The sequence below is a fragment of the Streptomyces luomodiensis genome (genome assembly GCF_031679605.1).
Lineage (GTDB): Bacteria > Actinomycetota > Actinomycetes > Streptomycetales > Streptomycetaceae > Streptomyces > Streptomyces luomodiensis.
In genome coordinates, this window is sequence record NZ_CP117522.1 from 9,006,187 (window position 1) to 9,019,194 (window position 13,008).

General features: G+C 72.0%; 12 protein-coding genes. 6 read left to right on the top strand and 6 right to left on the bottom strand.

The window, feature by feature from the left end; all coding sequences use genetic code 11:
* Positions 1-53: 53 nt before the first annotated feature.
* A complete protein-coding gene (locus PS467_RS37925; RefSeq protein ID WP_311039057.1) occupies positions 54-227 on the bottom strand; it encodes a hypothetical protein in 174 nt (57 codons plus the stop codon).
* A gap of 27 nt (positions 228-254) precedes the next feature.
* A complete protein-coding gene (locus tag PS467_RS37930; protein WP_311039058.1) occupies positions 255-1,316 on the bottom strand; it encodes an alpha/beta fold hydrolase in 1,062 nt (353 codons plus the stop codon).
* Positions 1,317-1,608: 292 nt separating this feature from the next.
* Here PS467_RS37930 and PS467_RS37935 point away from each other — a divergent pair, with 292 nt between their 5' ends.
* Positions 1,609-3,039: an amidase gene (locus tag PS467_RS37935; protein ID WP_311039059.1), complete on the top strand. Its 1,431-nt coding sequence runs from the start codon at positions 1,609-1,611 to the stop codon at positions 3,037-3,039.
* Positions 3,040-3,222: 183 nt separating this feature from the next.
* Here PS467_RS37935 and PS467_RS37940 read toward each other — a convergent pair whose 3' ends face one another.
* Complete coding sequence (locus PS467_RS37940) at positions 3,223-3,795, bottom strand: TetR/AcrR family transcriptional regulator (protein WP_311039060.1); 573 nt, start codon at positions 3,793-3,795, stop codon at positions 3,223-3,225.
* Positions 3,796-3,884: 89 nt separating this feature from the next.
* On the opposite strand from PS467_RS37940, the gene PS467_RS37945 reads away from it, so the two are divergent.
* On the top strand, positions 3,885-4,838 hold the full coding sequence (locus PS467_RS37945; RefSeq protein ID WP_311040086.1) for an NADP-dependent oxidoreductase: 954 nt from the start codon (positions 3,885-3,887) through the stop codon (positions 4,836-4,838).
* Positions 4,839-5,224: 386 nt separating this feature from the next.
* Here PS467_RS37945 and PS467_RS37950 read toward each other — a convergent pair whose 3' ends face one another.
* Positions 5,225-5,635, bottom strand: coding sequence for a VOC family protein (locus PS467_RS37950; RefSeq protein ID WP_311039061.1), 411 nt, complete (start codon positions 5,633-5,635; stop codon positions 5,225-5,227).
* 10 nt (positions 5,636-5,645) lie between these two features.
* Complete coding sequence (locus PS467_RS37955; RefSeq protein ID WP_268976234.1) at positions 5,646-6,089, bottom strand: helix-turn-helix transcriptional regulator; 444 nt, start codon at positions 6,087-6,089, stop codon at positions 5,646-5,648.
* 104 nt (positions 6,090-6,193) lie between these two features.
* Between PS467_RS37955 and PS467_RS37960 the strand changes: the two genes are divergently transcribed.
* The 4 genes from PS467_RS37960 to PS467_RS37975 all read left to right on the top strand — a co-directional run bounded on the left by PS467_RS37960 (position 6,194) and on the right by PS467_RS37975 (position 12,151).
* Positions 6,194-9,148: a SpoIIE family protein phosphatase gene (locus PS467_RS37960; RefSeq protein ID WP_311039062.1), complete on the top strand. Its 2,955-nt coding sequence runs from the start codon at positions 6,194-6,196 to the stop codon at positions 9,146-9,148.
* A 165-nt stretch (positions 9,149-9,313) separates the two neighbouring features.
* On the top strand, positions 9,314-9,424 hold the full coding sequence (locus PS467_RS37965; protein WP_311039063.1) for a putative leader peptide: 111 nt from the start codon (positions 9,314-9,316) through the stop codon (positions 9,422-9,424).
* Positions 9,425-9,543: 119 nt separating this feature from the next.
* On the top strand, positions 9,544-10,755 hold the full coding sequence (locus PS467_RS37970) for an LLM class flavin-dependent oxidoreductase (RefSeq protein ID WP_311039064.1): 1,212 nt from the start codon (positions 9,544-9,546) through the stop codon (positions 10,753-10,755).
* 22 nt (positions 10,756-10,777) lie between these two features.
* Positions 10,778-12,151, top strand: coding sequence for an NtaA/DmoA family FMN-dependent monooxygenase (locus PS467_RS37975; protein WP_311039065.1), 1,374 nt, complete (start codon positions 10,778-10,780; stop codon positions 12,149-12,151).
* Between the two features lie 69 nt (positions 12,152-12,220).
* Here the strand turns inward: PS467_RS37975 and PS467_RS37980 are convergent, their stop codons facing one another.
* Positions 12,221-12,946 carry an alpha/beta hydrolase gene (locus PS467_RS37980; protein ID WP_311039066.1) on the bottom strand — a complete coding sequence of 242 codons (726 nt, stop codon included), beginning with the start codon at positions 12,944-12,946 and terminating at the stop codon, positions 12,221-12,223.
* Positions 12,947-13,008 lie beyond the last annotated feature (62 nt).

Below are 13,008 nucleotides of genomic sequence, written 5' to 3' on the forward strand. Positions count from 1 at the left end.
CGGAGATGTCGTCGTCACCCACCATGTCTGGTCTCCTCGTCACACAGCGAAGGTCACTCGCCACTGTAGCGCAAGCGGAGGCCGTACGAGGTGCCGTGGCGCATCCGCGGCAGCGCTGCCGCACGGGTGTCGGCGTCCAGGTCGGCGTCCACCCCACCGATGTCCCGCATGCGCCGGATGCCCGCGGCCACCTGGCGCTGCCACTGCTCGAGCAGCTCCGTGGCCACCGCCCGCGTCGCGCCGGGGACGGGCCGTCAGAAGTGGTCCACGTCCACGACGGCCTGGGCGAACGCCGTGGGCGCCTCCTGGGGCAGGTTGTGGCCGATGCCCGCCAGGGTGCGGTGGTCGTACGTGCCGGTGAACCTGTCCCGGTAGGAGCTGCCGTCGCCCGGCGCCGTGAAGGGGTCGCGCTCGGCGTCGAGGGTGATCGTCGGCACCTCGATGACCGGCCGTGCGGCGAGTCGCTTCTCGAGGCCGTCGTAGCGGCGCTCACCGTCGGCGAGGCTCAGCCGCCAGCGGTAGTTGTGGAGCACGATGGCGGCGTAGTCGGGGTTCTCGAAGGCCGCCGCCGTGCGGTCGAAGGTGGCGTCGTCGAAGTCCCATGTCGGCGAGACGGTGTCCCAGACGAGCCGGGCCAGGTCGTGCCGCTTGGCCGTGTCCTCCATGGCGAGCCGGCCCCGCTCGGTGGCGAAGTAGTACTGGTACCACCAGGCGTATTCGGCCTTCGGCGGCAGCGGCTGCTTGTTGGCCTCGAGGTCGGTGATGAGGTAGCCGCTCACCGACACCAGGGCCTTGCAGCGCTCGGGCCAGAGGGCGGCGATGATGTCGGCGGTCCGCGACCCCCAGTCGAAACCGGCGAGCACGGCCTTCTCGATCTTCAGGGCGTCCATCAGGGCGACGATGTCGAGGGCGATGGCCGACTGCTGCGCGTTGCGGAACGTGCGGGAGGAGAGGAAACGCGTCGTGCCGTGACCACGGAGGTAGGGAACGACGACCCGGTAGCCCTCCGCCGCCAGCAGGGGAGCGACGTCGACGAAGTTGTGGATGTCGTAAGGCCATCCGTGCAGGCAGATGACCACGGGGCCGTGGGCGGGACCCACCTCGGCGTAACCGATGTCCAGCAGCCCGGCCCTGACCTGCTTCAGCGAGGCGAACGAGGTGTGTGTGCCGGGGGCGGCCGGGGGCACGTCCGGTGCCGTGGCCCCGCTGCTCCGCGCGGCGGAGACAGCCGACAGACCCTCCAGGCCGGCCAGCGCGACGGCCGCCGCGCCCGTACCCGCCCCCACGGCCCTGCCGAACCCACGCCTGCTGATCATGCGCAACCTTCCGTGTCCTTTCCCCGGACCGGCCTGCGGGCCGCGGGCGTCCGTGTGTGCCAGGACTGTCGCACAGGATTCGTCACCGGTCAAATAGGTGACGCGATGCGGCGTGTGGTCGCCGTCGCGGCCAAGTGGAGTTGGGGGCGGGGGAGTTGTGGCCCCGTGGCGCGGACGCTGATGGTGCTGCGCGACGGAGCGATGATGAGCGGGTGCCTCGAGGACCACCGGGACATCGGGGATACGCTGCGGGAAACAGCGGAGAACCTGCTGGATGCGTGAGGGAGTGCCGATGGCCGAGGACGAACTCCACTACCAGGACGCGACCGCGCTGGCGGGGCTGATCGCCAGACGGCAGGTGTCCGCGGTGGAGGTGATGCGGGCCCATCTGGACCGCATCGAGGCGGTCGATCCGAAGGTCAACGCCATGGTGACGGTGCTGGCCGAGCAGGGACTCGCCGCGGCACGCGCCGCGGACGAGGCGGTGGCGGCCGGTGACGCGGTGGGGCCGTTGCACGGTGTGCCGTTCACCGTGAAGGACGCGCTGGACGTGGCGGGAGTGGTGACCACACGCGGCTCAACGCTGTTCCGGGATCGGGTTCCCACCACCGACGCGACCGCGGTGGCACGGTTGCGGGCGGCCGGTGGGATTCCGCTGGCCAAGACGAACCTGCCGGAGTTCTCCTACTGGACCGAGACCGACAATCCGCTGGTCGGCAGGGCCCGCAACCCCTGGGACGGCGAGCGGACACCGGGCGGCTCCAGCGGTGGCGAATCGGCCGCGATCGCCGCGGGGATGTCGCCGCTGGGGCTGGGCAGCGACGTGGCCATCTCGGTGCGCGGCCCGGCTCACGACACGGGCATCGTCGCCCTGAAGGCGACCCGGGGGCGGATACCGATCACCGGGCACTGGCCCGAAGTTCCCCGTCGCTACTGGCATGTCGGCCCGATGGCCCGCAGTGTGCGGGACATCGCGGCCGCCCTCCGGGTTCTCGCCGGGCCCGATGGCGCCGACGGGTACGTACGCCACTCGCCACCGTCGCCGCCGTCGCCGCCGTACGGGGACGGAGCGCGGGACCTGGCCGGGGTGCGGGTGGGCTGGGCGAGCGATCCCGCGTTCGGCCCGGTGGACCGCGAGGTGACCGCCACCGTCTCCGCCGCCGCGGACGCGTTGCGGGAGCTGGGCTGTGTGGTCGAACCCGCCCCGCCGGCCGGGCTGGAGGCGATCGACTGCACCGCGTTGAGCGCGGTGCTGTACACCGCCGAAGTGGTGCCGTACTTCCGGCAGGTGGTGGCCGGCCGCGCATCCGATGTGCACCCGATCATCCAGCGGACGCTCACCGCACCCGAGGTGACCTCGGCCGACTACCTCGCCGCACAGCGGCAAGTGGAGGTGCTCAGCTCGCTGTTCGCCGGGTACTTCGAGCGCTACGACGCACTGCTGTGCCCGGTGTGCCCCATCCCCGCGCCGCCGCACGCCCAGTCGTCGTTCCAGGTCGGCGACGTGACCGTGGAAGCACGCGGGATCATGCGGGCGACCGTGCCGTTCAACCTCACCGGTCTGCCGGCGCTGTCGTTGCCGTTCGGGGCCACCGCCGCCGGCCACCTGCCGATCGGCGTCCAGCTCGTCTCCCGCTGGTACGACGAGGCCACCATCCTGCGCCTGGCCGCCGCGCTGGAAACCGTCAGCCCCGTCCGGCACCGCCACCCCGACCTGGTCTGACGCGCGCTCAGCCACCGACCGGCGGGGCGCCGGTGGTCCCCGTACGTCCCCGCCGGCGCGGCCCCGGGCCGGCTCACCGACCCGCAGCGCCCCGCCCGCAGCGGCGATCCGATCCCGAAACCGCACGGGAGTACCAGCTGGGCGCTGCTGCCGTGCACGGCGGACCCAGCGGACTCGGCGGACTCAGCGGACCGTCGGGGCCGGCGGCGTGACCGCCTCGCCCAGCTCGGCAGCGGCTTGGGCGACGAGCTCGGAGAAGGTGGCGTCCGGGTCGGCCAGCCAGCGGGACGTGGCGCGCCGGGAGATCGCTATCGCCACGTCGATGATGAAGCGTGCCTGGCCGGGCTCGACGCTGCGGCGCTCGAGCGCCCGCGTCAGCGCGTCGGCGATGTCGGCGAGCTTGATCAGATCGCGTTCGGCCAGTGCCGGGTTGGCGGCGATCACCGTGGCGCGGCGCAGCAGGAACTCGCGCGGGCGGAAGATCTCGTCGGCGGTCCCCAGTGCGGCCAGCAGCGTCTCGAAGGGCGCGAGGTCCGGGTCGGCCGCCTCGACCTGGGCGACGAGGTGGGCCTCGAGCTCCCTGCCGGCGAAGAGGACTTCCCGCTTGTCGGGGAAGTAGCGGTAGAAGGAGCGCTCGGTCAGACCGGCGGCGCGCGCGATCTGCGCGACCGAGGTGCGTTCGAACCCCTGCTTCTCGAACAGCTCGAGCGCCGCGCGCTCAAGCCGACCCTGTGCGTCGGACTCCCATCGTGGCATGTCCACCAGCATATGACAGCAGACGCTGTCATCACGATGCTAGGGTGGGATGACAACAGATGCTGTCATCATCAGAGCGGGAGATCGTCATGAAGGCTCTTCAGTTCGACCGATTCGGATCCCCGGACGTGATCGTGCTCCGCGACGTCCCGCAGCCGGAACCGGGACCCGGCCGGATCCGGATCGCCGTGCGGGCGTGCGGCCTGACCCCGGCCGACTGGGGGGTGGTCGACGGCCTCTTCGGCGACCAGCTGCCGCCGCTGCCGCGCGGGCTCGGCCTCGAGGTCGCGGGCACCGTCGACGCGCTCGGTGAGGGCGTCATCGGCGTCGAGATCGGCGACCGGGTGTTCGGCCCGGCGATCTTCGACGGCCCGACGGCCGGGGCCGCCGAGTATGCGCTGATGGAGGCCTGGGCCCACATTCCCGAGGGCGTCACCGCCGAGCAGGCCGCCGCGCTGCCGATGGCGGCCGAGACGGCGTGGCGCGCGCTCGACGACCTCGGCGTCCAGCCGGGCGAGTTGCTGCTCGTCCATGGCGCGGGCGCCACCGTGGGTGAGGCGGCGGTGCGCTTCGCGCTGCACCGGGGCATCCGGGTGATCGCCACCGCCGGGCCGACGCGGGCCGCCGCCCTGGAAGAGATCGGCGCCCAGGTGACCGGCTACGGTGACGGTATGGCCGAACGCGTCGCCGCACTGGCCGGAGGCCGCGTCGACCGCGCCCTGGACACGTCCCCGACCGGCGGCCGGATCGACCGCGCCGACCAGGCCAGCCCGGCCGGTGGTTCGCTGCCGACCCTGATCGAGCTGACCGGGGACCCCGACCGCGTCCTCACCGTCTCCGACTTCGCCGCCGCGGCCGAACTGGGCACCCGGATCACCAGCATCGACATGCGCTACGACCTGATGGGTGAGTTCGCCCGGCTGGCCGGCGAAGGCGTCCTGGCCGTACCGGTCGCCCGCACCTACACGCTCGACCAGATCCAGGAGGCGGCCAAGCTCAGCCAGTCCCGCCGGCCCGGCGGCAAGCTCATGCTCGTCCTGTGACCGCGCCACCGGCCGGGTCAGGCGAGACGTACCTCGTCGCGGAGCAGGGCCAGGTCTCGCCTCCACGTCGTGGGCGCCACCTGCGTCAGACGGGCATCCGCGCCTCCGGCGGTCATGCCCTGGCCGCCGCCGCGGCCGACCGCCGTTCCCGGACACCGCCGAGGAGGCATGTGCACTGGGCGGGCGGCACGGTGTCGAGGGCTACGAGTACTACCGCACCGACCTCGGTGCAGGGCGACGGCGACGGGAGTGTCGCGCAGCCGCCGGTGACTGCTGCGACGCGCGGTGTGGTGCTGTTTCAGGGCACCGGCCGCCGGCGCGCCGGTCACGCCCGGCCGACCCGGCCACGACCGGCCGGGTCGGTCACGGTCGCGAGCGCGGGTGGCTCAGCGCAGTTCCTGGATGCGGATCTGGTTGCCGGCCGGATCGCGGAAGGCGCAGTCGCGGACGCCGTACGGCTGCTCGGTCGGCTCCTGGATCACCTCGGCGTTGGCGGCCTGCACCTTCTCGAAGGTGGCGTTGAGGTCCTTCGTGGCCAGGAGGATCCAGCCGTAGGTGCCCTTGGCCATCATCTCGGTGATGGTGCGGCGTTCGTCGTCGGTGATCCCCGGGTCGACGGCCGGCGGTGCCAGGAGGATGGAGGTGTCGGGCTGGCCGACGGGGCCGACCGTGATCCACCGCATCGCGCCGCTTCCGACGTCGTTGCGGACCTCGAAGCCGAGGATGTCGCGGTAGAAGGCCAGGGCGGCGTCCGGGTCGTCGTGCGGGAGGACGCTGGTGTGAATGGTGATGTCCATGGCCGTCACGCTAGCCGCGGCCGGTGGCCCGCGCTTCTCGATTCCTGATCGGTCTGGTCACCTGTTTCGCCAGGCAGGGCGGCATCCCCGCGGTCGCGCGCGCCGCCTCGCGCCGGTAGACGCTGGGCGGCATACCGACCAACTCGGTGAAGCGCGTGCTGAAGGTGCCCAGTGACGCGCAGCCGACCGCGAAACAGACCTCGGTCACGCTGAGGTCGCCTCGGCGCAGCAGCGCCATCGCGCGCTCGATCCGCCGGGTCATCAGATAGCCGTACGGCGACTCGCCGTAGGCGGCCCGGAACTGGCGGCTGAGGTGCCCGGCCGACATGTTCACGCCGCGGGCCAGCGCCTCGACGTCCAGCGGCTGGGCGTACTCCCGGTCGATCCGGTCGCGGACGCGGCGCAGCCGCGCGAGGTCGCGCAGCTGCTGCGCTGCGGTGGGTCTGCTGGTCACCTGCGCGATCGTGCCACGTCGCGGCGGCGTTGCCCAGTGCCGGAGTTGTCCGGGATCCAGCGGAAAGAGTGCTGTACAGGCCATACATTTGTAAGCTTTACGTCATGAGCGCGCGGTTGGCTTTGCTCGCCTCGGTGGCCCCTGGTGTCACGGAGAGTGAAGTCTTCCGGCTGGCCCTCCACCACGCCGCGGCAGAGCTGGGTGCCCTGGGCGGAACCGTCCATCTGCGTGGCCCCATGTCCGCGCTGCGGCTGGTCTCGTCGGTCGGTCTCCCCTCCGCCCTCACCCGTACCTGGGAGATCATCGACCAGGAGGGTCCGTCGGCTCCGGCCCGTGCCCTGCGCCGCGGCACGGGTGTGTGGGTGCCACCGGAGCCCGCCGAACCGCCACCGGAGTCCGCCGAATCGCCACCGGAGTCCACCGAACCCGCCGAGGCCACCGGCTGCAGCGGTCCCGCCGCGGCCCGGTGGCCTGCGACCGGCCTGGCCGCCATGCCGTTCTTCAGCGGGGAACGCAGTATCGGCGTGCTCAGCCTGGTCATGGCCGAGCCCGGCCCCCAGCAGTGGGACTTCCTGCGGTCCGTGATCGCCTGGCTCGAGGAGCGCATGGGTCAGGCGCCGCCGCCCGCCCGGCCACCACAGGAGGAACAGGGTGGCGACCGTCTCCGGCAGGCGCTCAAGGCCGTCAAGGTCGGCTCCTGGGAATGGCACATCCAGACCGGCGATCTGATCTATGACGAGGCCGCCATGGAACTCTACGGCATCCGGCCGGAGGACTTCACCGGCCGGATCGAGAACTGGATGGGCGTCGTTCACCCCGACGACCTGCCGCCCACCCTGGGCGCGGCGCAGCGGGCGATCAGGGATCACGGCGTGTACGAGGCCGAGTACCGGGTGCGCAAGCTGGACGGCACATGGGGCTGGACCCGGGCCCGCGGCCGGGCGACGTACGACGACCACGGCGATCCGGTCCGGATGGTCGGCATGGGGTGGGACAGCAACGAATCCCGTTCGGCCCGTGACGCCCTCAGCAGGGCGCTGCGGCACATGAGTGACGGCTTCCTCGCCGTGGACGAGGAATGGAAGATCATCTTCGTCAACCTGGAAGCCGAGCGGACGCTGGGTTTCTCCGAGGAGGAGCTGTTCGGGCGGGTGCTGTGGGAGCTGCCCGCCGTGCGCCAGGTCCCCGACCTGGAGCAGCGTTTCCGGCAGGCCGCGGCCGCCGACGAGTCCATGGGATTCGACGTGACGATGCCGGACACCGGGCGCTGCTACCACGTACGGCTCGTCCCGGGGCCCGACGGCCGCACCCTCTACCTCACCGATGTCACCGAGCAGCGGCGGCACCAGGAGGACCGCCGGGCGGCCGAGCGCGCCGCGGCCCAGCGTGCGGCCCGTATCGCCGAGCTCACCGCGGGCCTGTCCAAGGCGATGACCTCGGGGGACGTGGTGGACGCGGTCGCCACGCGGGTGCTGCCGCCGTTCGGCGCCGGGGGCCTGCTGGTGCAGGTCATCGAGGAGAACCGGCTGCACGCCGTGGGATCCGTCGGCTACTCCGACGACTTCCTCGCCACGGTCGACGGCCGCCCGCGGACATCGCGTGATCCGGCCTGGGAGTCGGTTCTCAGCGGTGCGCCGATCTTCCTGTCCTCCGTCGAGGAGTACGTCACCCGCTACCCCGGCCTCGCCGACCTGCCGGGGCGGGGCGGCAAGCGCGCCTGGGCGTTCGTGCCGCTGATCGCCTCCGGGCACACCTTCGGGGTGTGCGTGGTCGCCTTCGACGAACCACGCCGTCTCACGGACGAGGAGCGCACCCTGCTGACGGCGATCTGTGCGCTCGTCGCCCAGGCCCTGGAACGCGCCCGGCTCTTCGACGCCGAACACACCCGGTCGCGTGAACTACAGCGCAGCCTGCTTCCGCATGCCCTGCCCCAGCTGTCCGTGTGCAGCTCCGCCGCCCGCTACCTCCCCGCCGGGCAGGGCACGGACGTGGGCGGGGACTGGTACGACGTCATCCCGCTCTCCGGCGGCCAGGTCGCGCTCGTCGTCGGCGACGTCATGGGCCACGGTCTGTCCGAGGCGACGACGATGGGCCGGCTGCGCACCGCGCTCCACACCCTGGCCGACCTCGAACTGCCCCCCGACGAGATCATGGGCAACCTCAACGACATCGTCGGTGACATGCCCGAGGAGTCGTACGTGACCTGCCTGTACGCCCTCTACGACGCCACCGCGAAGACCTGCTGCATCGCCTGCGCCGGGCATCCGCCACCCGCCGTGGTGCGTCCGGACGGCCAGGTGTACTTCCCGGACCTGGACATCAACCCGCCCCTGGGCGCCGCGGAGCCACCCTTCGAGACATCCGAGGTGGCCGTTCCCGAGGGCACCCTCATCGTGCTCTACACCGACGGCCTGGTCGAGTCGGACAACCGTGACATCGACACGGGTATGGCCGACCTCGCCCGGCTCCTGCGCGCCGCGCACCAGGACGGCATCGTCCACGGCGGCGACCTGGAACGCCTCTGCGACGTCCTCACGGCCGAACTGCTCCCGGCCGTCACGCCGATGACCGACGACGCGGCGCTCCTCGTCACCCGGCCGCACGCCCTGCCGGACGACAAGGTGGTGTCCTGGCCGCTGCCCGAAACCCCGCAGGCCGCGGGGCAGGCCCGCCGGTGCGTACGGGAGCAGCTGTCGCTCTGGGGCCTGGACGAACTGACCCCGACCACGGAGCTGCTGGCCAGTGAGCTGGTGGGCAATGTCGTACGCCACGCCAAGGGCCCGGTCCGGCTGCGCCTGCTGCACACCGCCGGACTGGTCTGCGAGGTCTTCGACGGCAGCCTGACCATGCCCCGCATCCGCCGCGCGACGGAGACCGACGAAGGCGGCCGGGGACTCCAACTCGTCACCGCCCTCTCCCAGCACTGGGGCACCCGCTACACGCCGATGGGGAAGTGCATCTGGACGGAGCAGGCACCGCTGGGCCCGGACAAACGGCCGGACCGGCGGGTCGACCCCTTGGAGTTCATGTTCCCGACCGTGGAGGACTTCGGCCTGTGAGGCGGTGACCCGCCCCGGCCGGCCTGGCCGCCCCGGCCGCCCCGGTTGTCCCGGCCGGTCAGTCGGATCGTTCATCCGCGCACACCGGGAACAGACCGCGATGCCCGGCTGTTGGGGCACTACGACGAGATGTGCGTACGGCGCGAGGGAACGGAGGTGCGGCACATGCGACGCCCGTGCCCCGCCCGCGTCGTGAACCCGCGCCGCCGGATCCGCCTCCACTCCCGGCCGCACATCGATCTCCAGCGGGTGGCCGGCGCGCTCTGTCGCGCCTGACCCTCCCCCAGCCGCCGGCCGGGGGACCGCGTCCCGCCGCGCTCGCCCGCCGCCGTGCCCTCCACGCTTCCCAGGAGGGCCGGCCCTCTTGGTACGGACCTTCAGGAAGGCACCCACCTGTGTCCACGACACCCTCTTCCCCGCTGCACCTCGCCGTCGCTCTCGACGGGACCGGCTGGCACCCCGCCTCCTGGCGCGATCCGGTGGCCCGGCCCCGGGACCTGTTCACCGCCGGATACTGGGCCGATCTGGTCGCCGAGGCCGAGCGCGGTCTGCTCGACTTCGTGACCTTCGAGGACGGCCTCGGCCTCCAGTCCACCCACCGCCTCCAGCCGGACGGCCGCACCGACCAGGTCCGCGGACGCCTGGACGCCGTCCTCCTCGCGGCCCGTATCGCCCCGCTGACCCGGCACATAGGACTGGTCCCGACCACGGTGGTCACCCACACCGAGCCGTTCCACATCTCCAAGGCCATCGCGACCCTCGACTACGTCAGCACCGGACGGGCCGGTCTGCGGGTGCGGGTCACCGCGCGCCCGAACGAGGCCGCGCACTTCGGCCGCCGTACGATCCCCCGCCTCGACGACTACGAGAGCCCGGCCGCGCGGGAGGTGCTGACCGGCCTCTTCGACGAGGCCGCCGACTACGTGGAGGTGGTGCGCAGGCTCTGGGACAGCTGGGAGGACGACGCGGAGATCCGGGACACCGCCACCGGCCGCTTCATCGACCGCGACAAGCTGCACTACATCGACTTCGAGGGCAGGCACTTCAACGTGAAGGGCCCCTCCATCACCCCCCGCCCGCCGCAGGGCCAGCCCCTCGTCAGCGCCCTGGCGCACCGGACCGTCGCCTACCGGCTGGTGGCCCGCCAGGCCGACATCGGCTACGTCACCCCGCACGATCCCGGCGAGGCCCACTCGATCGTCGCGGAGATCCGTGCCGAGCAGGAGGCGGCCGGCCGGGCCGGCCGGCCCCTGCACATCTTCGGTGACCTCGTGGTCTTCCTCGACGACGACCCGGCCGCCGCGACGGCCCGACGTGAGCGGCTCGACGCCCTCGCCGGATACCCGTACGCCGGCGACGCCCGCGTCTTCACCGGCACGCCCGCCCAACTCGCTGACCTCCTCCAGGAGTTGCGGTCCGCGGGGCTGAGCGGCTTCCGGCTGCGTCCGGCCGTCCTCGGCCACGACCTCCCGGCGATCACCCGGGAGCTGGTCCCCGAACTCCAGCGCCGGGGAGTCTTCCGCCGCGCCTACGAGGCCGACACCCTGCGCGGACTGCTGGGCCTGGCCCGCCCCGCCAACCGCTACGCCGCCACCGCGACCGCCTGAGCCGGAGGGACACCGAACGACCATGAGCAAGCCGCTGAAGCAGATCCACCTGGCAGCCCACTTCCCCGGCGTCAACAACACCACCGTGTGGAGCGACCCGGAGGCCGGCAGCCACATCGAGTTCAGCTCCTTCGCCCACTTCGCGCGCACCGCCGAACGCGCCAAGTTCGACTTTCTCTTCCTCGCCGAGGGGCTGCGGCTGCGCGAACAGGGCGGGAAGATCTACGACTTGGATGTCGTGGGCCGCCCCGACACCTTCACCGTGCTGGCCGCGCTCGCCGCCGTCACCGAACACCTCGGCCTGACCGGCACCATCAACTCCACGTTCAACGAGCCCTACGAAGTGGCACGGCAGTTCGCCAGCCTCGACCACCTCTCCGGCGGCCGCTCCGCGTGGAACGTCGTCACCTCATGGGACGCCTTCACCGGCGAGAACTTCCGCCGCGGCGGATTCCTCCCGCAGGAGGAGCGCTACTCGCGGGCGAAGGAGTTCCTGGCCACCGCGGGCGAACTCTTCGACTCCTGGCGCGGCGACGAGATCCTCGCCGACCAGGCCGACGGCACCTTCCTGCGCGACGCGAAGGCCGGGTCGTTCGTCCACTCCGGCCGGCACTTCGACATCGAGGGCCAATTCGACGTGCCCCGCTCCCCGCAGGGCCGCCCGGTCATCTTCCAGGCCGGTGACTCGGACGAGGGCCGCGAGTTCGCCGCCTCCAGCGCCGACGCCATCTTCAGCCGGTACGCCACCTTGCAGGACGGCCAGGCCTTCTACACGGACGTCAAGAACCGGCTGGCCGCGTACGGCCGCCGCCACGACCAGCTGCTGATCCTGCCCGCCGCGACCTTCGTCCTCGGCGACACCGACGCCGAGGCCGAGGAACTGGCCAAGGAGGTGCGCCGCCAGCAGGTCAGCGGGGCCACGGCCATCAAGCACCTGGAGTTCGTCTGGAACCGGGACCTGTCCTCCTACGACCCGGACGGCTCGCTCCCCGACGTCGATCCGGACGTCGGCGAGGACCACATCGCCCGGGGCCGGGCCCAGGTGCGCATGTACCGCGACCCGCTGGCCACCGCCCGCGAGTGGCGGGAGCTCGCCGCCGCCAACAACTGGTCCATCCGCGACCTCATCATCGAGACCGGCAACCGGCAGAGCTTCATCGGCTCCCCGGCCACCGTCGCGAAGACCATCAACGACTTCGTCCAGGCCGACGCGAGCGACGGTTTCATCCTCGTCCCGCACATCACCCCGGGCGGCCTCGACGGCTTCGCCGACAAGGTCGTGCCGCTGCTCCAGGAACAGGGCGTCTTCCGCACGGAGTACGAGGGCCCGACCCTGCGCGACCACCTCGGCCTCGCCCACCCGGACGACGCGCGGGACGAGCGGGTGGCGTCGTGACGCGGTGACACGTGGTTCCGGGTGGTGACCCGGATGCCCCGCACCGTACCGCCGGTGCGGGGCACGGTGTCAGCCGAGCTTGAGCAGGAGTTCGGAGAGCTCGGCCGGCATGGTGATCATGCAGTCGTGGCCGGTCGCCAGTTCCCACACCTGTGCCGGGGTGCCGTTGGGCTGGATCGCGGGGACGGGGCGCCGGTCGAAGCCTTCCGGCTTGTTGGCGACGCAGTGGATGTGCGTCCGCGGGATCGCGCGCGCGGCCGGGTTGTCCAGCCGGACCGGCTGCTGGAGGCAGCGCACCGGCTGGTCCGACAGCATCGTGCGCAGCCAGGCGACGTCCGCCGGGTCGGTGACTCCGAACAGGCCGGCCGGCGGCGGCATTTCGGGCAGCGGCGGAACCCGCCAGCCGCTGTCGGACTTCATGGCGAGATCGATCAGGGACTGGGTCACGGGCATGACATCGGCCGCGGTCTCGCCGTCCTCCGGGACCATCGCGTCGAGGTAGACCAGCTGTGCGATCCGCTCCGGGACCTGGTTGGCCACGGACGAGATGACCAGCCCGGCGTAGCTGTGTCCCACGAGGACCACCTCGGTGAGGTCTTCCTCGGTGATCAGCCCGACGATGTCGTCGACGTGCGTGTTCAGCCCCACCTCGGGGCTGAGCAGATGTGCCTTGTCGCCGTAGCCGGTCAGCGACGGGGCGAGCACCCGGTGCCCGGCCGACGTCAGCAACGGGACCACCCGGTCCCAGCACCGGCCGCTGTGCCAGGAACCGTGCACCAGCAGATACGTAGACATGATCGCGCTCCTTGCCGTGGTCGTCGGCGCCGGGTCGTCCGCGCCGGGGACGTGGAAACCGT